General features: G+C 42.0%; 21 protein-coding genes. 12 read left to right on the forward strand and 9 right to left on the reverse strand.

Features of this window, described 5'->3' with window-relative positions:
• Positions 1–2 precede the first annotated feature (2 nt).
• Positions 3–899 carry a posphoenolpyruvate synthetase regulatory kinase/phosphorylase PpsR gene (gene ppsR / locus AAEY75_RS02505; RefSeq protein ID WP_110923067.1) on the reverse strand — a complete coding sequence of 299 codons (897 nt, stop codon included), beginning with the start codon at positions 897–899 and terminating at the stop codon, positions 3–5.
• Between the two features lie 579 nt (positions 900–1,478).
• Between ppsR and ppsA the strand changes: the two genes are divergently transcribed.
• From ppsA to AAEY75_RS02545, 8 genes are all read left to right on the forward strand, one after another.
• A complete protein-coding gene (gene ppsA, locus AAEY75_RS02510) occupies positions 1,479–3,863 on the forward strand; it encodes a phosphoenolpyruvate synthase (protein ID WP_197216296.1) in 2,385 nt (794 codons plus the stop codon).
• A gap of 114 nt (positions 3,864–3,977) precedes the next feature.
• Positions 3,978–4,973 (forward strand): RDD family protein, encoded by a 996-nt coding sequence (locus AAEY75_RS02515; protein WP_197216299.1) that lies wholly within the window; start codon positions 3,978–3,980, stop codon positions 4,971–4,973.
• Between the two features lie 291 nt (positions 4,974–5,264).
• Entirely contained in the window at positions 5,265–5,669 is a 405-nt protein-coding gene (gene rpsF / locus AAEY75_RS02520) for a 30S ribosomal protein S6 (RefSeq protein ID WP_045446907.1), read from the forward strand.
• A gap of 16 nt (positions 5,670–5,685) precedes the next feature.
• On the forward strand, positions 5,686–5,916 hold the full coding sequence (gene rpsR / locus AAEY75_RS02525; RefSeq protein WP_010198808.1) for a 30S ribosomal protein S18: 231 nt from the start codon (positions 5,686–5,688) through the stop codon (positions 5,914–5,916).
• A 24-nt stretch (positions 5,917–5,940) separates the two neighbouring features.
• Positions 5,941–6,447 carry a 50S ribosomal protein L9 gene (gene rplI / locus AAEY75_RS02530; RefSeq protein ID WP_197216300.1) on the forward strand — a complete coding sequence of 169 codons (507 nt, stop codon included), beginning with the start codon at positions 5,941–5,943 and terminating at the stop codon, positions 6,445–6,447.
• A 337-nt stretch (positions 6,448–6,784) separates the two neighbouring features.
• Positions 6,785–7,009 carry a hypothetical protein gene (locus tag AAEY75_RS02535; protein WP_197216302.1) on the forward strand — a complete coding sequence of 75 codons (225 nt, stop codon included), beginning with the start codon at positions 6,785–6,787 and terminating at the stop codon, positions 7,007–7,009.
• A gap of 317 nt (positions 7,010–7,326) precedes the next feature.
• Entirely contained in the window at positions 7,327–8,685 is a 1,359-nt protein-coding gene (locus AAEY75_RS02540; RefSeq protein ID WP_197216303.1) for a GntP family permease, read from the forward strand.
• A gap of 67 nt (positions 8,686–8,752) precedes the next feature.
• Positions 8,753–9,886 (forward strand): glycerate kinase, encoded by a 1,134-nt coding sequence (locus AAEY75_RS02545; RefSeq protein WP_197216304.1) that lies wholly within the window; start codon positions 8,753–8,755, stop codon positions 9,884–9,886.
• Between the two features lie 84 nt (positions 9,887–9,970).
• Here the strand turns inward: AAEY75_RS02545 and AAEY75_RS02550 are convergent, their stop codons facing one another.
• Complete coding sequence (locus tag AAEY75_RS02550; protein ID WP_197216305.1) at positions 9,971–10,840, reverse strand: LysR family transcriptional regulator; 870 nt, start codon at positions 10,838–10,840, stop codon at positions 9,971–9,973.
• Between the two features lie 108 nt (positions 10,841–10,948).
• On the opposite strand from AAEY75_RS02550, the gene AAEY75_RS02555 reads away from it, so the two are divergent.
• The gene (locus AAEY75_RS02555) at positions 10,949–11,449 is read left to right on the forward strand and encodes a lactoylglutathione lyase family protein (protein ID WP_352258211.1); all 501 of its coding nucleotides are present in this window, start codon (positions 10,949–10,951) and stop codon (positions 11,447–11,449) included.
• Positions 11,450–12,199: 750 nt separating this feature from the next.
• On the opposite strand, the gene AAEY75_RS02560 is transcribed toward AAEY75_RS02555, so the two are convergent.
• From AAEY75_RS02560 to AAEY75_RS02590, 7 genes are all read right to left on the reverse strand, one after another.
• The gene (locus AAEY75_RS02560) at positions 12,200–12,538 is read right to left on the reverse strand and encodes a RidA family protein (RefSeq protein ID WP_110923107.1); all 339 of its coding nucleotides are present in this window, start codon (positions 12,536–12,538) and stop codon (positions 12,200–12,202) included.
• Between the two features lie 59 nt (positions 12,539–12,597).
• Positions 12,598–13,845 (reverse strand): NAD(P)/FAD-dependent oxidoreductase, encoded by a 1,248-nt coding sequence (locus AAEY75_RS02565; RefSeq protein ID WP_197216307.1) that lies wholly within the window; start codon positions 13,843–13,845, stop codon positions 12,598–12,600.
• 315 nt (positions 13,846–14,160) lie between these two features.
• Positions 14,161–16,656, reverse strand: a complete 2,496-nt coding sequence (locus tag AAEY75_RS02570) for a DEAD/DEAH box helicase (protein WP_352258213.1) — start codon at positions 16,654–16,656, stop codon at positions 14,161–14,163.
• A gap of 33 nt (positions 16,657–16,689) precedes the next feature.
• Complete coding sequence (locus AAEY75_RS02575) at positions 16,690–18,012, reverse strand: ATP-binding protein (RefSeq protein WP_352258215.1); 1,323 nt, start codon at positions 18,010–18,012, stop codon at positions 16,690–16,692.
• A 48-nt stretch (positions 18,013–18,060) separates the two neighbouring features.
• Positions 18,061–20,481: a tellurite resistance TerB family protein gene (locus AAEY75_RS02580; RefSeq protein ID WP_352258217.1), complete on the reverse strand. Its 2,421-nt coding sequence runs from the start codon at positions 20,479–20,481 to the stop codon at positions 18,061–18,063.
• A gap of 128 nt (positions 20,482–20,609) precedes the next feature.
• On the reverse strand, positions 20,610–22,133 hold the full coding sequence (locus tag AAEY75_RS02585) for an ATP-dependent helicase (protein ID WP_352258219.1): 1,524 nt from the start codon (positions 22,131–22,133) through the stop codon (positions 20,610–20,612).
• Positions 22,079–22,789 (reverse strand): UvrD-helicase domain-containing protein, encoded by a 711-nt coding sequence (locus AAEY75_RS02590; protein ID WP_352258221.1) that lies wholly within the window; start codon positions 22,787–22,789, stop codon positions 22,079–22,081. Before AAEY75_RS02590 ends, AAEY75_RS02585 begins: the two co-directional genes overlap by 55 nt.
• A 323-nt stretch (positions 22,790–23,112) precedes the next feature.
• Between AAEY75_RS02590 and ychF the strand changes: the two genes are divergently transcribed.
• The 3 genes from ychF (at position 23,113) to AAEY75_RS02605 (ending at position 26,434) form a co-directional block, all read left to right on the forward strand.
• On the forward strand, positions 23,113–24,204 hold the full coding sequence (ychF, locus tag AAEY75_RS02595) for a redox-regulated ATPase YchF (RefSeq protein ID WP_352258223.1): 1,092 nt from the start codon (positions 23,113–23,115) through the stop codon (positions 24,202–24,204).
• Positions 24,205–24,333: 129 nt separating this feature from the next.
• Positions 24,334–24,921, forward strand: coding sequence for a hypothetical protein (locus AAEY75_RS02600; RefSeq protein WP_352258225.1), 588 nt, complete (start codon positions 24,334–24,336; stop codon positions 24,919–24,921).
• Between the two features lie 79 nt (positions 24,922–25,000).
• Positions 25,001–26,434 carry a deoxyguanosinetriphosphate triphosphohydrolase gene (locus tag AAEY75_RS02605; RefSeq protein ID WP_352258227.1) on the forward strand — a complete coding sequence of 478 codons (1,434 nt, stop codon included), beginning with the start codon at positions 25,001–25,003 and terminating at the stop codon, positions 26,432–26,434.
• The last annotated feature ends 62 nt before the right edge of the window (positions 26,435–26,496 follow it).

The raw sequence follows: 26,496 nt of genomic DNA on the forward strand, positions 1-26,496 counted from the left end.
CCTTAACCAATACGACGTTTAAGGCCTGTCTTCTGTAAAATACGAGTCGCAATTTCTTCAACGGACATCTCAGACACATCCAAACTTGGAATGCCATGAGTGATATAAATGCCTTGTATCGCGCGCTGCTCTTGCTGACATTGCTGATAGCTCGAATAACGACTGCCTGCACGGCGCTCTTGGCGGATTTTTACCAAGCGATCGGTATCGATGAGCAAGCCGAATAATTTGTCTTTATGTTCACGCAATGCTTTTGGTAATTGATTGTCGTACAAATCATCTTCGGTCAAAGGATAGTTGGCTGCTCGAATACCGAACTGTAATGCTAAGTATAAAGATGTTGGCGTTTTGCCCGAGCGAGAGACCCCAACCAAAATAATATCGGCTGCATTATAGTGACGTGTACGTGCACCATCATCATTGTCTAAGGCAAAATGGACCGCGTCAATACGTTCTTTATAGGTCTCAGAATCGACATTATCGTGGGCATGACCTGAATGTCCATCTGGCTCTACCCCTGTCTCTTCTGCGACACGCCCAATCAAACCCTCATACATATCCAAATTACAGCTTTGTGCTGCGTTAATTTTTTCACGAATATCAGGGTTAACAATCGTATCAAACACTAAAGGCAAAAATCCGTCTCGTTGATAAGCCATATTGATTTGCTCAACGGCATCCTCTGCACGCTCAATACTGTCCACATAGGGCAATACGCGTGTCTCAAAGGGTATCGAAGCAAACTGACTCAAGATAGCACGGCCAAGTGTCTCAGCTGTAATCGCCGTACCATCTGAGATAAAAAATGCCGTTCTAACCGTTTGAGAGCTGTCCAAATTCAGTGCATGATGATTTTGGATAGTGGACTTGACTGGTTCAGATGGATTGCTTGAGTACATAACGTTGACACCTCAATTAGAAACACACATGGTAATCTTTATCTGGTTTTTATTTTCAATCTACTTTAGACTCATCTAACTCTCGATATAAGCACTAAAAGTCGACACATATATAATGGCAGGCCTACATTCTTGATGCCCTACATTATACGCATAATAGCCACCTAATAGAAATCAATGTTACAGGCGCACACTTAGAAACCCACACTACTTTTGATGTCCTAATTGCTGTCCATAGGTCTGCTCACTTCACCTTCTTACTTGTATCGCTTTAGTACTTTCTACTATATATAGGTATTTATTATGAGTAGCTGCTAACCCACTTTTTCCTCACTCCCAAACCCTCTATTTATAAACCCATAAATGATTATCAAATGGCATTTATATCAGCTTTTACTTATATTTCATAAAAACTCTAAAAAGTAAAATCTGTGATACTTGCCATAAATTATGTAGCAAATGCCATAATTTGTGTGTTTTTAACAATTTTTTTGATTTAAGCCCTCGAAATTCTCAAAATATAGCGGTATAATCCACCGTTATAATCTTTACTAAATAACCTTATTTTCTGGAGTTATCATGGCAGCGCAATCTACAGCACTTGTAATCAATCTTGATCAGCTAGGAAAAGACGACATTGAAATGGTCGGCGGTAAGAACGCTTCATTAGGTGAAATGATCAGCCATTTGTCTGATTTGGGTGTTAGTGTACCAGGCGGCTTTGCCACCACATCAAATGCGTTTAACCGCTTTTTGAATGAAACTGGCCTGCTTGACAAAATCAACAGCGAACTAAAGACGTTAGATGTTGATGATGTAAAAAAACTTGCAGAAACTGGTAAAAAGATTCGTACTTGGATTATTGAGCAAGAGCTGCCAAAAGATCTTGAGCAAGAAGTGCGTCAGTCATTTGAAGCCATGAGTGGCGGCGAAGACATCGCTGTTGCTGTACGTTCTTCTGCGACTGCCGAAGATTTACCAGATGCTTCATTTGCTGGTCAGCAAGAGACATTCCTAAACATTCGCGGTATTGATAACGTTCTAATCGCTATTAAAGAAGTATTTGCCTCTTTATACAATGACCGTGCTATCTCTTATCGTGTACACAAAGGTTTTGAGCACGAAGGTGTTGCACTATCTGCAGCCGTACAACGTATGGTACGTTCAGAAACTGGCGCAGCCGGTGTGATGTTCACGCTAGATACTGAAAGTGGCTTTGATCAAGTGGTATTTATCACGTCAAGCTATGGCCTAGGTGAAATGGTCGTACAGGGCGCGGTTAACCCAGATGAATTCTATATCTCAAAACAATTGCTAGCCAACGGTAAACCTTCGGTTATTCGCCGTAACCTAGGCAGCAAGCATAAGAAAATGATTTATGGTGATGAAGGCAGTACTGCCAAATCAGTCAAAACTGTCGATGTTGAAAAACAAGATCGCATGCAGTTCTCCCTCTCTACTGAAGAGCTAACCTCTCTTGCCAAACAAGCCGTAACGATCGAAAAGCATTACGGTCAAGCAATGGATATCGAGTGGGCAAAAGACGGCGATACTAACGAAATCTTTATCGTTCAGGCACGTCCAGAGACGGTTAAGAGCCGCCAAGACAGCAATGTCATGGAACGCTATATCATCAACACGACTGATGCAAAAATCTTATGCGAAGGCCGCTCAATCGGTCAACGTATCGGTTCAGGTAAAGTACGTATCGTTAGCAACTTAAACGAGATGGACAAAGTACAAGAAGGCGACGTACTCGTATCAGACATGACCGATCCTGATTGGGAACCAGTCATGAAGCGCGCTTCTGCCATCATCACTAACCGTGGTGGCCGTACGTGTCACGCAGCTATCATCGCGCGTGAGCTAGGTGTTCCAGCTATCGTTGGTTGTGGTAATGCGACTGAGCTGTTGGTTGACGGTCAAGATGTGACTGCTTCTTGTGCTGAAGGCGATACTGGTTTCATTTATGAGAGCCAAATTGACTTTGAAGTACAAACCAACTCTGTTGAAACGATGCCAGAGCTAGCATTCAAAGTAATGATGAACGTTGGTAACCCAGATCGCGCATTCTCATTCACGCAAATGCCAAACGAAGGTATTGGTCTTGCGCGTCTAGAGTTCATCATCAACCGTATGATTGGTGTGCATCCAAAAGCGTTGCTAAACATGAACAGCTTGCCACGTGAAATATCACAAGCTATCCAAGAGCGTATCGCTGGTTATGCCTCACCTGTTGACTTCTATGTTGATAAATTGGTCGAAGGCGTTTCAACGCTAGCCGTTGCCTTTATGGATCAGCCAGTCATCGTTCGTATGTCAGATTTTAAATCTAACGAATATGCTAACTTGCTTGGTGGTAAGTTATACGAGCCATCAGAAGAAAACCCAATGCTTGGTTTCCGCGGTGCCAGTCGTTATGTGTCTGACAACTTCCGTGACTGCTTCGAGCTTGAGTGTAAAGCACTGAAGCGCGTACGTGATGAGATGGGCTTGACCAACGTCGAGATTATGATTCCTTTCGTACGTACCGTTGGCGAAGCAGCACAAGTCATCGAGTTACTTGAGAAGAACGGTCTGAAACGTGGTGAAAACGGTTTGCGCATCATCATGATGTGTGAGCTACCGACCAACGCGCTATTGGCAGAAGAGTTCTTAGAATACTTCGATGGTTTCTCAATCGGCTCTAACGATTTGACTCAGTTGACACTTGGTCTAGATCGTGACTCAGGCATCGTCTCACATCTATTCGATGAGCGTGATCCTGCGGTTAAGAAGCTGTTGACTATGGCTATCGATGCTTGCCGTAAGCAAAACAAATATGTCGGTATCTGTGGCCAAGGCCCATCAGATCATCCAGATCTTGCTTACTGGTTGATGGAACAAGGTATCAGCTCAGTATCATTGAACCCAGATTCAGTACTAGATACTTGGTTATTCTTGGCTGGTGAAGACTCAAAGTAAGCCCTTACGTTCATTCGTAGCGGTCATTTACACAGTCACTAAGAGTACCACCATTAGGGTCTATTTGATTTTTTCAAATAGACCCTAATATAATGTACGAAGACATGACTAACTATGCAGGCAATTATGCAGATTTTCCTTGCTCGAAATAACGTACAAGCTGGGCCATATAGTTTGGATCAGCTCAATATCATGCTAACCTCTGGTGAAGTATTGCTAGACGATTTGATATGGCATGACGGCCTAGACCAATGGCAGCGCGTCGGTAACTTAACCAATAACCAAACGGTTTATCGACCGACCAACGTTAATAGCCCTCAGGCCAATGACTCTATCATCAATAACGTTACCGTTTTTCCTGAAGATAACGTCAATGATGCACAGGACGGCAAGTCAGTATCGTTAGATAGATTATATGGTAAGCCTGAACGTCCAAAAGACACCAGTAAAGACGCGAAAGCAGACATGACAACCAATCGTCATCATACGCCGCACAACAATGTGTCATTGAATAAATCTACTAACAGTAAAGCTACCTCGAGCAAAGACAAAGTCGTTGGTAATGTTGTCCTTGCCCCCATCATGTCACGAGTCTTGGCAACTGCACTTAATGGTTTGCTTTATATCTTGGCCATTTTTCCGCTAGTCATGGCATTGACTAAAATGGATGTGGATTACACTAAATTCCAAAACATCCAAGATATGGACGCGGCTTATCAATACTCAATGACACTGATGGAGAGCCTTCCTAGCAGCACATTGATGATATCGCAAGTCATGGTTTTTGGCTTGTTTGCGTTACAGTTAGTATTCATCACCATGCGTGGTCAATCACTGGGCAAGCTGATTACAGGTATTCGCGTCGTGGATCAAACCACGCATCGTCTGCCTTCTTTTATCAAGCTCATCGGCATGCGTACATTGCTGCTATTTATTATCTATAATTTGCTATTCTCATTCACAAGCTTTTTAGGTTTTGTGATTATTGCTATTCACTATTACATGGCATCGAAAAGCCCTGAAAATATTGGTTGGCATGACAAACTTGCTAAAACCTTAGTCGTAAAAGCAGATAGCAGTCAGATAGTGAAAGAGCCAAAAATAAAATAACCGTCTTGTTAGTTTGGTTATTATTGATATGTCTTATATATAATAAAAAAGCAGCGTACGATCGTTGCTTTTTTTATTGGTAAAGACATATTCATCATTTTTATATTTTATTGACAGTACCGTAGAGATTAACCTTTGTGTTAATGGCTAAGTACTGTTATAATACGGCGCTTTATAAACTAAGCTTATTCCTCATTATTTTTTATAAAATTTGATAGGATTCGGGCTTACCTTATAAATCTCCTTGCTATTAACATAGGGTTAATAGCTACTAATCCGTAAGGAGTCATAATGCGACATTACGAACTGGTGTTACTTGTACACCCAGACCAAAGCGACCAAGTGGTCGGCATGGTTGAGCGCTATATCAAGTTAGTTCAAGACAACAACGGTGTTATCCATCGTTTAGAAGATTGGGGCCGCCGTCAATTGGCATATCCAATCAACAAGATTCACAAAGCTCATTACGTTCTTTTCAACATTGAAACTGACGGTGAAACTTTAGCTGAACTTGAAGAATTATTCCGTTATAACGACGCGATCATTCGTAGTCTAGTTATGCGCCGTGACGACGCTGTCACTGAAGAGTCGCAGTTAGCCAAGAATGCCGATGAAAAACGCGCACGCAAAGCAACTACTCGTCGTCCAGACAGTCGTGAAAACGATAACGACGACAACGACAACAGTGAAGACTAATTAAAGGAGAATACTCATGGCACGTTTCTATCGCCGTCGCAAATTCTGCCGTTTCACTGCTGAAGGCATCACTCACATCGATTATAAAGATGTTGAATTGCTAAAACAGTATATCAGTGATAATGGTAAAATCGTACCAAGCCGCATTACCGGTACATCTACTAAATATCAGCGTCAACTAGCTACTGCTATCAAGCAAGCTCGTTATTTATCGCTACTTCCATACACTGATAACCATCAGGGTTAACCGTTAATTAACTAGGAATGACTCATGCAAATTATTTTGTTACAGCGTATCGTCAACCTTGGTAAACTCGGTGAAACCGTCGATGTGAAACCAGGTTACGGACGTAACTTTCTTATCCCTTTGGGTAAAGCACTACCTGCTACTAAAACTAACATTGAAAAGTTCGAAGCACGTCGTGCTGAACTTGAAGCTGAAGAAGCGAAAGAAGTAGCTGTTGCTCAAGAACGTGCTGATGCACTAACTGACGTTAATGTCATCATGCGTGCTAAATCAGGCGACGAAGGCAAGCTATTCGGCTCTATCGGTACTCGCGATATTGCTGAAGCATTGACTAACTCAGGTCTAGAAGTAGACCGTGCTGAAATCAAGCTTCCTGAAGGCACTTTACGTCAAGTTGGCGAATATAATGTTGATATTCAGCTACATCATGACGTTACTGCTAGCATCTTAGTTACTATTCTTTCTGAAGAAGGTAACAATGATGACGAAGACGACGTTGCAGATGAAAGCGAAGACTATTCTGAAGAGTAATCTTTAGCATATCTAGTTTCAGTCTACATAAAAAACCAGTGATGTTATGTCACTGGTTTTTTTACGTCTGCACTTTACGATAGTAGTCTACTATTAATTGAAATTGAGGTTTAAACAAACAATATTTTCCTTTCAAACACCGTGATAACTGTCCTTTTATTAATGATTTCTGCAATGACATAATCCAGTAACTAGCCGTAATAAATATCCAAAAAAACTTATACTTAACAACAAGATACCATATATAAAGCATCTATATTATCGTGCAGTGAATTGCTATTATAGCCATATCTAATCTACTGGTTCCGAGTTGTAGATAATAATAAGGTACGATAATATGATAAACACTAACGACAAATTAATATGTATCAAAGGTAATGACGTGTACTCAGAAGGTGAGATATATACCGTGGGTAGAATCGTCAACGATAAGTATTTTCAACTAATGACAGGTAGTAATGACGACCATTGGTACGCAACATTAGATAAAGAAGGTATCTGTGTGAGTTTCGACTCAATAGTAGCAGAAGGTAATAAAGCACGATTCGATAAAATCGCGTAATTACCAACTAAATACTGCTTTGAACATGCTGTGCACAACGACTGGTCATTTAAAATGGCCAGTTTTTTTGGTTAAAATTCAATAATCACTGTTCTATAAGCTAATAACCCTCATAAAAGTATCTTAAGATATATGTATTACCTCTTCGCTATACCTAGTAAATCGTAAAAACCTTATCGACAACCCCATATATTTCACGAATGTATTTCCTAGTCGCGTCTATTTACTATAAAATGTGCCCCTTTAAAATTTCGTATCGTTATTGATGCCTGTTCGCGTGAATAATCCATTAAGATATAAACCATATTGAGACAGTAATGATTGTATTTTGGCTTGTGCTGACCATTCTTTTTATTATTTTCGCTACCGCAAAATTAAAGTGGCATCCTTTTTTAGTGTTGATTTTGTCCGCATTTTTGGTAGCACTATTCTACCAAGTACCACTTAATACTGTCGCTAAGACAATCTCTGATGGCTTTGGTGGTATCTTAGGTTATATCGGTCTAGTAATTGTATTCGGTACCATTATCGGCTTAATCCTTGAGAAAACTGGTGCGGCTATTGTGATGGCAGAAACCGTTATCAAAGTTTTGGGGCCACGCTTCCCTACTTTGACCATGTCTATCGTCGGTGCAGTCGTTTCAGTACCTGTATTCTGTGACTCAGGCTACATCATCTTAAACTCATTAAAAGAGACGTTGGCCGAGCGTTTAAAAGTATCTAGTGTGGCGATGAGTATTGCCTTAGCAACTGGCTTGTACGCAACCCATACTTTCGTACCACCGACACCAGGTCCGATTGCAGCGGCAGGCAACTTAGGATTAGAATCCAATCTAGGTTTGGTCATCATGGTCGGTGTGGTCGTGACAGCCGTTGCTGTATTGGCTGGCTGGTGGTGGTCCAACCGTTTTCTGAATGTGACGCCTGACAATATAGATGCGCTGGATGCACCAGCCGTGACATTGCCCGAAAATATGAAAACGCGTGACGACTATAGTAATATGCCGTCAGCAACGATGGCGTTTTTACCTATTATCGTGCCTATCGTATTGATCTGCCTATCGTCTGTTGCCAACTTCCCAAGCGCACCGTTTGGTAGTGGCACGTTGACAGATATCTTAGTATTCATTGGTAATCCACTAACAGCTCTGCTCATCGGTCTGTTTTTGTCATTCTTACTTATCAATACTGAGCAAAAAACACAGCAGATCAGTGACAGCATCTCACAAGGTCTGGTCGTAGCCGCTCCTATTTTATTGATTACTGGTGCTGGTGGTGCATTTGGTGCCATGTTAAAAGTAACACCAATCGGCGACTATTTGGGCACGACACTATCTGCGTTGGGACTCGGTATTTTTATGCCATTCATCGTCTCTGCTGCACTAAAGACGGCACAAGGCTCGACCACCGTAGCACTAGTCACCACCTCTGCGATGGTTGCACCGTTATTGGATCAAATTGGTCTAGACAGTGAGCTGGGTCGCGTATTTTGTGTGATGGCCATTGGTGCAGGCGCTATGACTATCTCACATGCCAATGACAGCTTCTTTTGGATTGTCAGTCAGTTTAGCCGCATGAGTGTGTCACAAGCATACAAAGCCCACTCGATGGCGACTGGTATTCAAGGTGTGACCAGTATTGTGTTTATCTGGCTGTTAACTTTAGTATTTATTTAACAGTGTTCATTTAACACATTCGTTGAAATATCAAAAAAGACGTTCAAAAATACCCAGAGAGACATTCATGAAGATTTTAATCGCCCCCGACTCGTTCAAAGAAAGCTTAGAAGCATTGGATGTTTGCCGCGCCATTCAATCTGGTTTTAGTCAGGTGTTTCCAAATGCTGACTATACGTTATTGCCCATGGCTGATGGCGGTGAAGGCACCTCTGCAGTATTGTCTTATGTATTAGGCGGACGCTGGAAAGAAGTGGTGGTACACGACCCACTCATGAGACCCATTACTGCAAAGTACTTATTATTGCCTGATGCCACAGCAGTTATCGAGATTGCTCAAGCTTGTGGGTTACATCTACTGACCATCGCAGAGCGTAATCCTGTCATTGCTAGTAGTTACGGTGTCGGTGAGCTGATTGCCGATGCTTTAGATGAAGGCGCCGAGCGTATTATTATCGGGCTGGGTGGTAGTGCCACCAATGATGCAGGTCTTGGTATGCTAACGGTATTGGGTATGACATTTCATGATATTAATGACAGTCCATTAGCACAAGGCGGTGGTGAGCTTGCCAAGTTACACAAACTCAATGATACAAGTTTCCATGCAAAAGTGGTAGATACCGTGTTTGAAGTGGCGTGTGATGTGACCAATCCACTATGTGGGCAATTAGGGGCCAGTGCTATATTTGGACCACAAAAAGGTGCATCTCCACAACAAGTTAACGATTTGGATAAAGCCTTAAGCCATTTTGCAGCTGTTCGCGCGAACAGCCATCAGGACTGTCAAGAAGTCGCAGGTGCTGGCGCAGCCGGTGGTCTTGGCTATGCGTTGATGAGCTTTTGTGGCGCGCAGCTGAAATCGGGTTTTGATACGGTCGCTGAAGTGACCAAGTTGTCACAGCATATTGCCGATGCGGATTTGGTTATCACTGGCGAAGGCAAGCTCGATGCACAAACAGCCATGGGTAAAGTCGCTGGTGGTATCAGTCATATCGCTAAAGCCAATAATACGCCTGTCATCGCCATCTGCGGCAGTGTTGACGGATTAAAACCTGCTCAGACTAGCCAATTCGAGGTCGTCATGCCCAGTATCCAAAAGGTAGATACCATCGAAAACGTACTCAGGCAGGCTTATGACAATATTGAAACCACGGCTGTAAACATTGCTGCGAGTATCAGACTTGGGCAAAGCATGAAATAGCTTCATTTTTAGAATAAAGATAAGTCTTAGGTATACGGTTATTAGAGGTTTTTAACAGTTTTTTGGATATTTGTCTTAAAATCTCTATAACCATTTTTGCACTTCATGAATAACGGTTTGCATTCTGTTAGGCAGTACAGACTGACTGCGGACAGCAAGGTATAAAGTTTCGCTGACAGGTACTGGTAGGTAGTGACTTTTGATAGCTTGAGGATTTGGGTATGCGGCAACCGCATGCGCTGGTAAAACGGTAAACCCAAGTCCCCTGCTCACTGGCTCCAAAATCAAGCTAATCTGGTTTGAAAATCCTTTTTTATCAAAATCATTGACGTGCTGAAACTCAGGATAATTAGCACTTAGCAGCAGACTTGCATGGTGCGCACCATCTGGATGATCTATAAACCCAAGCTGATTTAGTGTCTCCCAACTCGTCTCAGTAGTCGTTGCAGGAGTAATCAATAGCAACGCTTCTTGAGCCACTGGCTTGCAACTCACTGTCTCATCACCTGAAATATCCGTCATAAAACCAATATCAATCTCATGCTTGGCAAGTGCCCGCTCTATATCAACATTGGGTGCAAAGCGATAATCAATCACTAGATTCGGATGCTGCTGCTGTAGTGTCAACAGCTGCGGATACAGCTTAAGCCCCACACTACCCGGTGACATCAGTCGCACCAATCCTTCATAAGCAGGGTCTTCCCCAATGCGCTGCTCTAAGCGTGCCAATCGCTGTAAGATATCTTCTGCTTCCTGATAAAGCTGTTGACCGGCATCAGTCAATGAGAACTGCTTACCCTGACGAATAAGCAAATCAATATCTAACTGATTCTCTAGCTTACTGATGTGTTGACTGACACCGGACTGGGTCATGTGTAAGCGCTCGGCTGTATGCGTAAAGTGACCGACGTCAACAAGCGTGCAAAAGGTGCGTAACCATGTGATATTTATCATTACAATATATACTTATCTTTATAATAAATGATAATTTTACGTAATTATCTTCTGTTTGTATACTGGCTCCACGTTAAACAAAGCGCACATCAAACAGGAGTATCAACAATGAATAACGTTTATCCAAGAAGCTTTTCGCACATCGGTCTTTCAGTCCCTGACCTCGATGCAGCCGTAAAATTTTATACTGAAGTGATGGGTTGGTACATCATCATGGAGCCAACGAAAATTGTCGAAGATGACAGCCCGATTGGTGAAATGTGTACTGAAGTATTTGGTGCTGGTTGGGGCAGCTTTCGTATTGCTCATTTATCGACGGGTGACCGTATCGGGGTTGAGATATTTGAATTTAAAAACCAAGAAAACCCTGAAAACAACTTTGAATACTGGAAAACAGGTATCTTTCACTTCTGTGTGCAAGATCCGAATGTCGAAGAGTTGGCTGAGCGTATGGTGGCAGCAGGTGGCAAGAAACGTATGGCAAAACCACGCTACTACTACCCTGGTGAAAAGCCATATCGTATGATTTATATGGAAGACCCATTCGGCAACATCGTTGAAATCTATAGCCACAGTTATGAGCTTATCTATAGCGAAGGCGCATACTAAATTCGCTTGAACAGACTATGGTATGTGGTAGTAAAGTAATAGCTTAAAAAAATAGCGTACTCAGGTTATGAGTACGCTATTTTTATGTATTAACGTTGCATCGAGTAGTAAACGGCTTCAAATATCTGACCGCTTTATTCACTGTTATAACTCTAATACGATGGAGATGGAGATGGAGATGGTGAAGCCATCATAGACCCTACGATCATAAATGCAACTGCTATTAATAATTTCAAAAATGGTGACTTACATTCTGGCCAACGGGTGATAATAAAATACAAGCTTGCAGGTAGAATAAAAAAATACAACAACCCCCACAGCACCGACTCTTGAAAAGCAATAATTATCAATTTGATGCTATAAACAAGACACATGATACTTGCAACAACAAGTAAAAGCATTCCTAAAATTTCCACGTAATTTTCCTCAAAATATTCAATAAAAAAACGAGCTATAACCAGCTTAAAAAAAGACATTCACAATATAGCTGCTATTCACCCTCTTAACTATTAGCACTAAAAGACTGCCGTTTTAAGAGACTATTTATTATCTCAGAATTGTTGCTGGCGTATAATAGCAGGTAACGTGAAAAACACATAATATTATAAGACATAAGTTGAATAAATATAATCTAGCCTGTTTTAGTAATTTATGAAAATAGATTCACAACCAAACTATAAGACAATAAAAAAGGCCATGATAACGCTATCATGGCCTTTTTTGCTTAATACGGATACTACGGGCAATCTATTACTCAGCAGCGATGGCGATCATCTCAACCAATAGCTCAGGACGTGCTAGAGCTGACTCACCACAAGCACGAGCTGGAGGCTGAATGCCTTCAAAAAATTTGTCATAGACTTCATTCATAGCAGCAAAGTCTGCCATGTCTTTGATCCAAACCGTCACTGATAGTAGCTTTGATTTGTCGCTACCCACTTCTTCTAGCAACGTTTGGATTTTTTCTAAACACGTCAAAGTTTGTGCCTTGATATCGTCTTCGGCATTACCTACTTGACCACACAAGTATACGGTCTGGTTATGGACGACAATTCTACTCATGCGTGGCGTGCTGTGTAGCTTCTTTATCATATTATATACCTTCAATTTATTAATTTAAGTCTGTGCTAAATCTAACAGATATGCGCTTATTTTGAAAAACGCTGAGCACTAAATGGTGCAAGATTTACTAATGATGGCTTTTCATGAATCATTTCTTCAACCAGACGCCCTGTCATAGGCCCTAAGGTGAAACCCTGATGGCTATGACCAAATGCGAACCATAATTTTTCATGCTTGTCTGCAGGACCAATAACTGGCTTCATATCTGGCATACAAGGACGCGATCCTGCCCATGCTTCAGATTCTACCGCGTCTTCTAATGGTAAGATTTTACGAGCCAGTTTCAGAACTGTTTTTAATTGACCAAAGTTCTTGGGCGCATCCATAGTGGTCATCTCAGCACCAGTCGTAATACGGATACCTTGCTGCATTGGGCCCATTACAAAGCCTTTGTCCATATCAAACATACTGTGATTGATGGTATTTTTTTCTGTCACTTTGAAATGCTGATGATAACCACGCATTGGGAACAATGGCAGATTATAACCAAGTGGTCTGATCAAGTCATTCGACCATGGACCCGCTGCAATGACCAACTTATCACTATAGTAAGTGTCATTATCAGTGATGATTTTCCAGCCTTCGCCATCTTTTACGATTTCTTTTACATCGCTCTCTTTGATCGTACCGCCCATCTCTTGAAAGTTTTTCGCATAGGCTTTTACTAGCGAGCTTGGGTTCGATACTTGCCAAGAGTTTTTCCAATGAATCGCACCAACGAAACCTTCAAAATTAGCACTAGGCTCCATGGCTTTTAGTGCTTCAAGGTTTAATACGTTATGTTCAACCCCTTGATTGCGTGCATCAATGGCTGCTGCTTGCGCTTCTTTAAATGTCTCTTCAGAACGATGCAGCTGTAACCAGCCGTCACGCGTGATTAGCTCGTCAGCACCAGATGCTTCAATCATTGTTTGATGTTCACTGGTGCAATGCTCAATCAGTGTCTGCCACTCTGATTCGATTTGCTTAACAGTCGCAGGTACAGAGTATTTCCAGTATTGTAACAGTGCTTGATGGTAACGCAGAATCGCTGGGATACGATAGCGAATATCAGTACCTTGGTTCGGTAATACTCTGATCATCTCAGTCAATTGACGAGGAAAAGGATGGGTGTGAATGGCTTCGCGCTGAATCAACCCAGCATTACCATACGAGGTCTCTGATCCTGGCAGCTTCTTGTCTAACATCAGTACTTGTGAATTGTTTTTTTGTAAATGCCACGCAACTGACGTGCCAACCATACCTGCACCGATAACGATCACTTCATAGCGCATAACCTATCCTTTTCTTAGGGTGTTAATACAGAGTATCAAATATGAGGGTCTAACAGAATTAGGTGGTAATAGTAACGCATTGAGCTAAATATTAAACCCTTATCTGCAAAATATTTTTGGGTTGAACACTTTTAGTTATGGGGTTTTTGAAAATGTATTTTTGATAGGAATAATTTAATAAGTTAACGAAGGTTTTGCCTTTAAATTATTCTTTCTAAACTGAATATATGTAATTCTAGTCAGTTATTTAGAAACGCTATTGAAATAATAAACATACTTTACAAGAAGGTGATATGTTGAGTAGCTTCAAAAACTTTATTTGTAATCAACTTCTCTTTCAAATAATAACTGTAACCATTCACTGAGACTATCAATATCAAAGGCCTTTGCACCATAGCCAAGATTTAATAAATCCTCAGGCAAATATTCATCGAACTTCTCAATTATCTTGTTGGGTACATTTTCGGCAAGTTCAGTAGCACTAGGCATAGCATTTGATGCTAAAAAGCTCAAAAACCTGATAATTTGAACCGAATCGACTTCGTGAACACAGATTACACCTGCATATGCTTCATTAGAGAATCCATGTTGCATAAGCAAAGCTGCTAGGGTATTAACGACTTTATCATCGCGCCACGTGAAAATGTAAGTATTGCCGTCTTGATCTATGATTGGTCGATGACGTAATTGACACCTATCAAAAGTCTCAATGCTTTCTTTGAAAAGTTCACGCGCTGTTTTATCAGCGAAGTCTACTTTTTTATCACCGACTGAAATAAGATAATCACCACTACTCAATATGTCGTACATTTCTTGGCGGACTCGGTCATGTATCGACATATCTCCGCCGCCATCAAAATCTGGAGGCTGACCGCCGCCTTGGACAGCGCTCACATAAATAACCTTTTTATCCATATCGATATCTTTGACTTGCCAGCGTATACCAGCGAAGATGATGTATTGTTCGGGTAGCAGCAGAGTAGTGACGGGTAATGTACCCAGTGTTTTACTACCAGCCACAAGACGATACTCTTCTGGCGTTTTAAACACCGCATAAAAAGTATAATGACCAACGATACGCTCGCCTACTACCCCTAACACTAATTGCTGATTGCCAAGCTGAGTAATCAGTTGCATCGCGCCCATTTGTGATAATAAGGATTTAAAATGAGTAGGTGTTATCTTTTGAAAAGGACCTTGTCTACATAGCAAAGTATAAATTTGATCGGCACGAATACCACCCCATTGACCGATAGTCGCTAGCACTTGATGCAGCAAAGTTGAAAAGTGATAAAGCGACGTATCTGCGGGCTCAAACCATCGGCTAGCGATAAGCAGTCTTATCATTGCTAATGACTGAATAAGCTGTAAGCGTAGTCTATCCACCAAGCTAGTATCGACATCGATTTGTTTTTCGGTGATGAGCATGCGTAGCACTGATGAACCGCCTCGCCTACCCGAGCGCCCAAGCCGTTGCCGCAAGCTTGAAACTGAATGCGGTGCTGTTACCTGTACAACAGAATCTACTTTACCGATATCGATACCTAGCTCTAAAGTCATCGTACAGACAGCAGTAGTCGGCAAATCCTCTTTTTGCAAACGCTGCTCTAATCCTTCTCTTAACTCTTTTGCTAACGAGCCATGATGAGGAAAAAACTCATTTGGAACGATGTTTTGTTCACATTTCTCACTTAGCAGTGTGGCTATAAGTTCAGTACGCTTACGGCTATTGGCAAAGATCAGGTGATTACCGCCACGACAAAAGCGATATAAATCCGTACATATTTGTGATTGAGCATCATAGGGAATCTCAAAATTACTACTTTTAATAATGGCACTCTCTAGACCAATACCTGTAAAATTTTCTTCTTCAGTTTTATTACTTTCATAATTAGTCTCAACACCATCAATTTGTACCATTTGCATTATCTGACTAGGTTCCATACCACCTTTTAGCTGAATATTAACATTTGAGGTTGAGTTAGTATCTTCGACAATAACGTAAGGTAGCAAGCTGTTAGAACGTAGCAATAAAGGAACCCTTTCTAAATCGCCCAAATCAGACTCAACGCTATTATTTTGCACCGCTTGCATTAGCTGACTAGGCTCTACGTAACCTTTTAGCTGAACTTTAACGTTCGAAGTCGATTCAGTGTCTTTAATAATGACGCAAGGTAAGGACTTATTAGGGCGTAGCGATAAAGGCACAGTTTCTATATCGCCCAAAGTGGCGCTAAGCGCGACCCTAGGAATAGGAGCATCTAACCGCCCCGCCACATGCTCAAGACGGTTCAGTAAGGACAATAAGTGCTGTCCACGCTCACTACCCAAAAACGCATGAAACTCATCTATGACAATATATTTTAGCTCACCAAAAGCTTGCTTTACCCATCCTGCATCTCTTATCAATAAGGATTCAAACGATTCAGGAGTAATCAAAATAATGCCTGAAGGTGACTTTTTCTGTTGTTTCTTTTTACTTAGCGGACTGTCGCCATGCCATGGAGTCACTTGCATGTCTAGTAGTTCCGCTAGACTTTGCAAGCGTCGATACTGGTCATTAATCAATGCTTTTAGCGGGCTGATATAAAGAATACCAACGCCCTTGTTTTGATGAGCAATAGCGCTGCAAGCAGGCAAAAAGAAAGCTTCTGTTTTACCTGCAGCGGTTGCCGCACTGATAAGCACATCCTTTTTTCCTGATAAAATAGGTGCGATAGCTTTGGATTGTACTTCGCGTAATCCGTGCCAGCCTTGGTTAAAAATCCAGCGTTGCACACGTTTATCAAGCTCGGTATGGGCATCTCTCAAAGTAATTTTCCGTCCTAAAGTTATATATCAAACTTATAAGCTAAAGTCTGCAAGTCCATCATCTTCATCCATGTCACTAAGGTCGCTCATATCGATGTCCATATCGGACGGCGTCTCAGGGTCGATAGCTACCGAATGAATGAGATGATCCCATGAGATCGTAGGGTTTTGGTCGATGACAGCTAGCATATCTAAAAATGCCTTGATGGTATTACGTGGCGTTCTAAAATAAGCATCACCAATCGTTTGGCTACAGTGTTGCAAAAAAGCTTGTAGTGACTCATCAGGCACTAGATATGCAGACTCATCACCGCCCGCATAAACGTGACGTAGGTTTTTCAGCAAGATATAAAGCTCCTCTGGCGTTAAACTAGCTAAATGTAATGCGGGAGATGAGTAATCAATAACCCCTGCCTTCTTGGCAAAGCTGTTGTCCGCTAAACGAGTTTGCAAGGCATCATAGCTATATAAACCCTTGCGCGGGTCGAGTAAGAACTCAGGAGTACCCCCTAATAAGAACCCTAAGTTCTCAGCCGTACCTTGCAAACAGTCATTTAATATACGCAGAATTTGCTCATAGTTACCTTGACGCGCTTGCGTACTATTGAGCTTATATAGATTGACCATCTCGTCCAAATTAACGAGTAATCCTTGATAACCAGCTTGGCGAACGAATAAACTCATGATTTTTAGGGAATCATAAAAGGAAGCATCAGAGATAATCGTGCGCACGCCTAAGTCTCTTTTGGCATCAGTTTTAGTAGAGTATTCTGCACGTAGCCAGCGAATAGCGTTGACTTTTAACTCGTCATTACCTTCTTCGTGTCCTTGCCAATAAGCTTCAATGACTTTTGCAAAATCATAACCACCTACCAACTCAGTCAATTCAGCTAAATTTTGCTGTATAACGTCACTGATAGCTTCTCCGCTACTGTCCGCTTGTTTGCGTGCTTCGGTAATAAAACGCTCAACTACACTGGCAAGCCCATTGCCATCAGGCTTATTGCGCGTTGATAAGTTACGCATCAGCTCAGAATATAAATTCCTCGCTTGGCCTGACGATGCTTGAATACGTCTGTCAGGCGATAAATCCGCATTAACCGTGACCAATTTACGCTCAAGTGCGATGGCGCGAACCACGCTCAAAAAGAAAGTCTTCCCCGACCCATATTCCCCAATAATCAGCCGAAATGCAGAACCGCCATCAGCCACACGTTCAATATCATCTATCAAAGCTTTGAGCTCATTAATACGTCCCACTTGGATATGCTGAATACCAACTTTGGGGGTAACGCCAGCCTTGAGCGACTGGATAATCGCGTCGCGTTCTTTGGCTCTAATTTTTTTACCACTCATCTTTATTCCTTTTTAATCTATTATTTTTAGTGTGCTAGCTTTTATGTGCTATGAATTCAACGCTTTTAACTCGTCAACAATCTCAAAATCAACGACCACTTCATCATCATCTTCTAATACAGGTGCATCAACTTTATCGTATGCCCAGTCGTTAATAGTTTCGATAGCGCCATTTATCATTAGATTTAACGATTCGCATAATTCGTTGACGGCTTCACGTTGCCATACCTCGGCACTAATAAGCTCTTGATACAGCTGGCTGTGACTACTATCTAGTCCGTTTATGATCACCTCATTACCTGAACTATGATTGTTAACAGGCACGTTACTCTGATGCTCAGTCACCGTCTTACTGCTTATCTTTAATAGTACACTCTCTTTTATATCATCTTCGCTTTCTTCATCTTCTACAGCAAAGATCTTACTTAGCATCGCTTTAGCCACTGCGGTCTCACGTTCATGTAGCGCCAATAGTTCGGCATCAAAACTAAATGAACGGCTATTTTTGTCGCTATTGTCTTTGGTTTCAGGCGCATTATTTATGCCCATGTTTACTTTTTTATTCGTCGTCAGCTGATGAATATCACTAGTCACCATCGTTCTATCCAGACCTAAAGCTTGATATAACTTTTCGATTTGTTTGATTTGACTGGGTTCAATACTGCCATTCGCTAAAGCAACGGTAATGATAAAGCGGCTGATAAAGCCAATATATTGGTCGTCAAGATCAGCCAATGTCGCTTTTAGACCTGCCATATTTGCTGGGGTATTTAACTGCCATAGCAAATAAGCGGTCAGAGAGCCTTTTTCAATAGTGGTCAGTTGACTGTCTTGATTGAGCAGCGTCAATAGTGTATCCACTTCCCTTTTATCAACATAGCCATTAATAGTCGCTACCATTGCCCCTAATCTCATAGCTAGGCTGACTTGATAGAACGATGAGCTCGGTTCAAAATCTTCACAATGCGCACCATGACCGCCAGCAAATAACACAGCATAACCGTCCGATTGTAAGCGCGTCTGATGATAACGTTGGTCTGGAGCAATACCAAAACCAGCAAGCTCTACCAAATGGATAATCAGCTCGTTTTGTTTTTTGCTCAGCGTTTTGCTAGATGTTTGTGGCAAGGGCTCATCCAAATATGCCCATAACTCTTTAGTCGTTGTTAGCCCTTCATTGTTTTTTATAATGGACTGGGCCCATGTTTTAAATTTTCTAATAGTAGGGTTGTCATTTAGATAATCTTGCTGATAAATAAGCGTCTTAGGTAATAACATGATAGCGGCAATGTCATCAGCCGAGCTATCCTCCTTGCCCAAATAACGACTGTAAGCATCTAAAGCATCATTGCATTGTTCAGCGATAGTTATAATTTTTTTGACAGGCGCTCGCAGGATGCTTGGGTCTGGCAAGTCATCAAGCGTAAGCTCTACGCTAACGATAGAACGACTGGCAGCGTTATAGCTGAGCTTAAGCCTAGTTTTATTGGCAGAAACTACGAAACCGTTTTGGTAAATATCTTGGTAAAGGATTGCGAATAACGATTTAAACACCGCTTCACAGCGCTTGGCGGGAGTTTTAAAATTGTATTCATTAGAATATACCAACCACTCCCATGCTAATGATGCAGGAATAGGCAACTGCAACGCTACAGTCTTTGCCAAATGCATCTTAAATTTTAGGTTTTGGCTAGTGAAAGGCGGTGGCAGTAAATCCCCTGTTTGCGCTTTATCTTCAAATAACAAGGACCGAATAAGTGTCATAAACGCTAAAAAATGTGCTGAATAACTGTCGAACGAAGCAGACTGGCTGCCATAGATGCGATTGAGTCGTGTCACTTCTTCATAGATAGCCATAAACTCAGCATCGGAGACAACATCATCGTTAATATGTTCAATAATACGGCGCTCAAAACCGCCAAAATAAATGAACACATAGCCAATAGGCGTACTTGGATGCGCGCGATTTGAAGCTAGCCAATCAAGATAAGTACCTCGGCATTTAACGGACAAACGCTCGTAACTTGGCCAATAACCAAGCGATTCATCATGATAAATTGGCGATATACTGTAGATGACGTTTGGAGAGCTGGCAGGTAAACTATCATCGACTAGCGAAGGTTCAATACCAAACCCCGTTAGCATTGTAAGCTGACCGCCAACATAATGAAAACCGCGCTCAATAGAACGTCCTTTAATATTAAAGGCTTCGTTTTCTTTGAACCAGCGTCCTAACTGCTTATTGGCTGAAACACCAGAAGCATTGTTAGATTTACCAGATGAGATGATAAATGACGCGAAATCATCTGTATCGTCATTTTGACTAGACTGACTTACTCTATGTCGGTTATCGGGCTTTATATCAGGTGGTAAGTCTATAAAGGCGGGCTTTGTTGTTTTATTACCTTGAGCATCGGCATCATATTTTTGTCTAAAGAGTGCCTTTACATCGGCGATGAAATTCTTCATTAATTATAAAGTCCATGCTAAGTAGTACGAAGGTTGGTATAAAGAATCAGTCGCCAATACTATTCTAACAACAAACGTGCATTAATTATGCCTGTATTTTTATATTATTTATCGAATTACAATACCCTTCACCACCACACTGGGTCATCATTTTCCAGACTAGGATGTTTAGCTGTCTCTACCTTTACCTCATCCGTAGATAGCTCTGCGATGAAGCGTGATGGCTTGTCAAAATACCCTGAATAACTGGCAAAGTAATCAGGTGCCGTTAGATACAGTCTGGTCTTGGCTCGACTACAAGCAACATAGAATAATTTACGCTCTTCTTCCAACTCCTCAAAATCATCCAAAGAGCGATGGTGTGGCGTGATACCATCGACCAATGAATTGACAAATACCACTGGCCACTCTAGCCCTTTGGCACTGTGGATAGTCGAGATAGTGACTTTATCACTGTCATTATCATCAGGTTGACTGGTTGTGGCTACCGAATCATTGGGTGGATCGAGTGCCAAATTTTCTAAGAAGTTATCAAGGCTACTGTGTTCTGTTGCCAAGTTTTTGAGCACACGAAAGTCCTCGTTACGCTCTCGCCAATTCTCTTCAATCGTTTTTAAAACAGGAATATAGAACTCTAAAATATGCTCAATGACCGTCTCGACTGATTCAGCCTGATTTGCCTTCGTAAGCGTATTGTGTAAAGGCTCAAGCTGTTCGCTTTTTTTAGCAAACTTCGCTGTAAGTAGTGGCTCAAAGGAATTGTTATCCGCATTGATCGCTTGGGTCAAACGCGTTGCGGTAACTGTCCCAACGCCTTGGAATAAGGTCAAAATACGATGCCAAGCAATCGTATCATTGGGGTTGTAAAGAATTTTAATAAAGGCTAAAACGTCTTTGATATGTCGCCTTTCAACGAACTTTATACCACCCACCACGATAAATGGAATATGACGCTCCATAAACTCTAGCTGGACATAGTTGGACTGAAACGACGTGCGGCACAGTACCGCAAAATCATTGTAATCATGATCTGACTTTAGCTCGATGATTTTATCGGCGATATACTTGGCTTCTTTTGTCTCATTGGTTAGGCGGCTAAACACTGGCTTATGCCCACTTATCGATGCGCCAGAGTACAGTTGCTTTTGATAGCCTAGCGTTATTTGCTCAGACAAAGCATTGATATAATCCAAAACAGCGGGCGTACTACGATAATTTTGTTCGAGCTTAATGAGCTTGGCCTCAGGATAGGTCTCACCGAATAACAGAATGTTTTCATAATTGGCACCGCGAAAAGCATAAATACTTTGATTGTCATCACCGACCACCATCAGCGATACCGACTCAGGTTCACAAATCAAATCTATCAGCTGCTTTTGCGGAATATTGGTGTCTTGATATTCATCAACCATGATGTAACGATATTGGTTTTGTAGCATCTGGCGAAAGGTATCATTGGTCTTTAAGTGGCGCACGACCTGACTAATAATATCGTCAAAGTCGTAGAGATGATTGGCACGCTTATATTCATGAAAATCAACTGCTAATTGCTCGATAATCGGAATGTGCACAGCGATGTCAGGATAACTGCTTTCGATTAAGTCGCGGATATGAATGCGTCTATTCCGAGAGCTAGAAATGATATTTTGCAATGTTTTCTTGCGTGGAAAGGCTTGGCTTTTGGTTTGCGCAGGATACTTTTTTCTTTATGAATTAAGTCGATGGCATCTTCACTATCGCCTGTATCTAAAATCGTAAATCGCGGATTGATACCGAGTAGCCCTGAGTACTGGCGCAGCAACATATTGCAAAATGAGTGAAAAGTACCACTAGTGATATCGTTGAGCCGCTTATCAGTTGGCAGTTCATCCTTAGCCAAATCCTCATCAGATAAACTATTGGTCAATAAAGTCTTTGCACGACTTTTGATTTCATTAGCGGCTTTACGCGTAAAGGTCAGTAGCAAGATGCTTTTAGGCGTGACCCCATTCTCTAACAAATAACTGGTCCGGTATGTGAGTGTTTTAGTCTTGCCTGAGCCTGCACCGGCTATGACTAAGACCTTGCCTTCGATAGTTGTGGCTGCTAATAACTGGTCAGGATTTAGCTCACGGGCATAGTCTATTTTTAATCCTAATTCATCATTCAACCTTTCTTTTAACAGCTCAATATTTGCATCCTCATTAGCATCAATTAAATTTGCCTCTAGCTTTTTAATCGCCTTTTCCAGACGCGCCAGCTTGGGCTTGATCTCCATGAAGTTCTGCGGATAATGATAGTGGCGCGTGTCAAAAATCGTGATAGTCATTATAGAATTTTGCCTTTCATTTTATTTTAGCTGCATTTGACTGAGAGCATTTGGTGTTCATAATGAAGATTACTCGTAAAGTGTAGCAAGTCGCAAATGCTTACCTTTTATATGCCTACAAGCCAAACTGTTATTTTATAACACAGCTTACCATAATCGATAAAACAGCAAAATTACCAGTAATGAGCAGAAGCAAAATCTTAGTATACAATACAACAACCTCACCCCTATTCCGGTAAATTTGCTACAATGTGCCCAATTTTGATTTATCATTTAACCAATCTTTATACCAACTGATTTTATTAATACATTGAGAGAATGTTATGGGTTTTAATTGCGGCATCGTCGGCCTACCAAACGTGGGTAAATCCACCTTGTTTAATGCGTTGACCAAAGCGGGTATCGCCGCTGAAAACTTTCCATTTTGTACCAAAGATCCCAACACGGGTATCGTACCAGTACCAGACCCACGCCTAAAGAAACTGGCTGATATCGTCAATCCTGAACGCGTACTACCAACGACCATGGAGTTTGTTGATATCGCAGGTTTAGTTGCAGGCGCGTCAAAAGGCGAAGGCATGGGCAACCAGTTCCTAGCCAACATCCGTGAGACTGACGCGATTGCTCATGTCGTGCGCTGTTTTGATGATGATAACGTCGTCCACGTTGATGGCCGCGTTAGCCCAATTGATGACATCGAAACCATCAATACTGAACTGGCACTCGCTGACTTAGAAGCAGTTGAACGCGCTGTATTCAACTTGACTAAAAAAGCCAAAGGCGGTGATAAAGACGCTGGTGCTATGCTTGATATCTTCAAAAAAATCGAACCATTATTAGCAGATGGTCAGGCAGCACGTGCCGCCAATCTTGATGCGGATGAGAAAAAACTCATCAGAAGTTATGGCTTAATCACGCTAAAGCCTACCATGTATATCGCTAACGTCAGTGAAGATGGTTTTGAGAACAATCCTTACCTTGATGCCGTTCGTAACTACGCCACTGGTGAAGACTCTATCGTCATCGCACTATGCAACCAAATCGAATCTGAAATCGCTCAGCTTGATGAAGATGATAAAAAAGACTTCCTAGCTGAGATGGATATGGAAGAAGCCGGTCTTGATCAAGTAATCCGTGGTGGTTATGACTTACTTGACATGCAGACGTACTTTACCGCTGGTGTAAAAGAAGTGCGTGCTTGGACTGTCGCTATTGGCGCAACTGCCCCACAAGCTGCTGGCGTGATTCATACTGATTTTGAGCGCGGTTTCATTCGTGCCGAAGTCATTGCTTATGATGATTTCATCGAATATAACGGCGAAAAAGGCGCAGGCGCTGCTGGTAAATCGCGTCTGGAAGGCAAAACCTACATCGTGCAAGATGGCGACGTGATGCATTTCCGTTTTAACGTATAACTTCAAGCGGTAAATAGCATTTAAAGTTAATAAGCCGATGTTGGAGATTCTCCATCATCGGCTTTATTTTACATACTAATTGTTATATTATAACATATCTTTATTTTTGCTTATTTGAGGATTTATATTATGGCTGCTTATTTCTCTTTTTCTAAACTCGCAGGTGCTGCGCTCATAGGCAGTGTGGTGACAGGTTCACTATTGGGCTGTCAACCTAGTACAGAAACGACAAAATCTGAAGACGTGGTACAAATGGATGAACATGCCGACCATGATCATGAAACACATGAGCACGAAGAACATGAGGGAGGTGAGCACGAAGGTCATGATCATGAAGAACATGAAGGGCACAATCACGAAGATCATGAAGGACATGAAGGACACGATCATGAAGGACATGAGGGTCATGACCATGCCAATGCAGGCACGCCATTCTCTTGTGAGCCTACGGCTACTATCGATGTTTCTTACCATAACGACAGTACACCACAGACAGCAACCTTGCTCATCGATGGTCTAGAGTATGACTTGACTGCTGCCTCTGATCTTAATGAAAGCACCGATAAAAAAATCTATATGAGTGATATTGGCTTAGATGATACTCATGGCATCATATGGCAAGTAAGTGGTGACAAGGCAACACTACTCAATAAAACATTGGGCAGTAATGTGGCTATCGAAAAGGAAGAAGTGCTTTTTAACTGCCAGAAATCTTAATGTAGTTCTCTGACTATATATCTGTACCAAGGGCGCTATTTTGCTATGCTAGAGGCTCCCTTGGTTTCGGATGTCTAATATGCTAAGTACACCCACCTCTTTGCCGTCTCCTACCACACAATGGTCTCATCTTCTCAACTCACAGCGTCTTGGCGCTTCCAAAAAATTCAACGCCAATACGAGTACTCGATCCCAGTTTCATAAAGACTATGACAGACTGGTATTTTCGCACTCTTTTAGACAGCTCAATCAAAAAACTCAAGTCCATCCGTTGACCAATCAGCTCGGCATTCATACTCGCCTAACACATTCGCTTGAGGTCTCATGTATTGGACGCTCTTTAGCCATGATGGCAGCAGAAAAGCTCCATGATAAATTAGGCAATGGTCTACCAGCAGGTATCTCGCCCGCAGATGTCGGCGTCATTGTACAAGCCGCATGCCTCGCTCATGATATTGGCAACCCGCCTTTTGGTCATGCAGGAGAGTATGCCATTCGGGACTGGTTCAGGCTGCCTGAGCCGCAGACGATTTTGCAAACCTTAACCGCCCATGAACAGCTAGATCTACTAGCATACGAAGGTAACGCACAAGGGTTTAGATTGCTCGTCAATAACGAGCACCATCCGGACAAAGGTGGCATGCGCCTCACTTGTGCGACCTTAGGTGCCTTTATGAAATACCCTTGGCTAGCAACACATAGCAACGATACCTCTCAAATCACAAACCTAGGCGGCATCGCGGCCAACGTACAAAAATTCGGCTGTTTTTATAGCGAGGCGCCTCAGTTAGAAGAGCTAGCAGCTTGTTTACATTTGCCGCGCTCAGCGCAACACGATGGCTTTGCCAGACATCCACTGGCGTATTTGCTAGAAGCGGCCGATGATATTTGTTATGCGCTCATAGATTTAGAAGATGGCATCAATCTAAACATGCTCACTTATCATGAGGTCGCCACGATATTTTATGAGCTGATTGGTGAGCGTCCTGATAGTATCAACTTACCAGCACATATGTCTGTTAGGCAAAGTTTGGCCTCATTGCGAGCACGTGCCATGATGCGGCTGGTCAATACAGTGACCGATGCCTTTGTGGTCAATAATAAAGAGCTACTAGCAGGCACGTTGCAGGGCAGTCTATTTGACCACTGTGATATCAGTGTGCGAAGTGGCATCAACCAAGCCAAACAGTTGGCACGTGAGAAAATATTCAATCATCCAAGTAAAGTACGCATGGAGCTAATGGCCAATCAATGCTTACATCGTCTATTAGATGCTTTTATGCCATTGGCTTGGGCAGGCAGTAGAGCAACATCTGACCCTCAATCCATGTCCTTTGAGCAGCAACGTCTGTCTATGCTGCTACAGCCCCACCTGTGTGAACATCGCCGCGAGTTATCAGATGATATCTATCACAATATTTTAAATATTTTAGATTTTATTACTGGCATGAATGACCATGAAGCGTATCGATTGGCGCAGGAATTGCAGGGTCATTGGGGCACAATGGTTTAAAAGACCAGTGCAGGGTTAGTAAATGAATACAAGTTGCGTATTTCATTCGTATTTTTACGCTG

This window comes from Psychrobacter sp. TB55-MNA-CIBAN-0194 (assembly GCF_040309505.1).
Taxonomy (GTDB): domain Bacteria; phylum Pseudomonadota; class Gammaproteobacteria; order Pseudomonadales; family Moraxellaceae; genus Psychrobacter; species Psychrobacter fozii.

Coding starts and splice junctions, on each gene's coding strand:
- ppsR (WP_110923067.1), bottom strand. CDS start 899: ATGTACTCAAGCAATCCATCTGAACCAGTCAAGTCCACTATCCAAAAT.
- AAEY75_RS02600 (WP_352258225.1), top strand. CDS start 24,334: ATGGCTGCTTATTTCTCTTTTTCTAAACTCGCAGGTGCTGCGCTCATA.
- rpsF (WP_045446907.1), top strand. CDS start 5,265: ATGCGACATTACGAACTGGTGTTACTTGTACACCCAGACCAAAGCGAC.
- AAEY75_RS02605 (WP_352258227.1), top strand. CDS start 25,001: ATGCTAAGTACACCCACCTCTTTGCCGTCTCCTACCACACAATGGTCT.
- AAEY75_RS02535 (WP_197216302.1), top strand. CDS start 6,785: ATGATAAACACTAACGACAAATTAATATGTATCAAAGGTAATGACGTG.
- AAEY75_RS02540 (WP_197216303.1), top strand. CDS start 7,327: ATGATTGTATTTTGGCTTGTGCTGACCATTCTTTTTATTATTTTCGCT.
- AAEY75_RS02590 (WP_352258221.1), bottom strand. CDS start 22,789: ATGACTATCACGATTTTTGACACGCGCCACTATCATTATCCGCAGAAC.
- AAEY75_RS02550 (WP_197216305.1), bottom strand. CDS start 10,840: ATGATAAATATCACATGGTTACGCACCTTTTGCACGCTTGTTGACGTC.
- AAEY75_RS02575 (WP_352258215.1), bottom strand. CDS start 18,012: ATGAGTGGTAAAAAAATTAGAGCCAAAGAACGCGACGCGATTATCCAG.
- AAEY75_RS02515 (WP_197216299.1), top strand. CDS start 3,978: ATGCAGGCAATTATGCAGATTTTCCTTGCTCGAAATAACGTACAAGCT.
- ychF (WP_352258223.1), top strand. CDS start 23,113: ATGGGTTTTAATTGCGGCATCGTCGGCCTACCAAACGTGGGTAAATCC.
- AAEY75_RS02555 (WP_352258211.1), top strand. CDS start 10,949: ATGAATAACGTTTATCCAAGAAGCTTTTCGCACATCGGTCTTTCAGTC.
- AAEY75_RS02545 (WP_197216304.1), top strand. CDS start 8,753: ATGAAGATTTTAATCGCCCCCGACTCGTTCAAAGAAAGCTTAGAAGCA.
- AAEY75_RS02565 (WP_197216307.1), bottom strand. CDS start 13,845: ATGCGCTATGAAGTGATCGTTATCGGTGCAGGTATGGTTGGCACGTCA.
- rpsR (WP_010198808.1), top strand. CDS start 5,686: ATGGCACGTTTCTATCGCCGTCGCAAATTCTGCCGTTTCACTGCTGAA.
- ppsA (WP_197216296.1), top strand. CDS start 1,479: ATGGCAGCGCAATCTACAGCACTTGTAATCAATCTTGATCAGCTAGGA.
- rplI (WP_197216300.1), top strand. CDS start 5,941: ATGCAAATTATTTTGTTACAGCGTATCGTCAACCTTGGTAAACTCGGT.
- AAEY75_RS02580 (WP_352258217.1), bottom strand. CDS start 20,481: ATGAAGAATTTCATCGCCGATGTAAAGGCACTCTTTAGACAAAAATAT.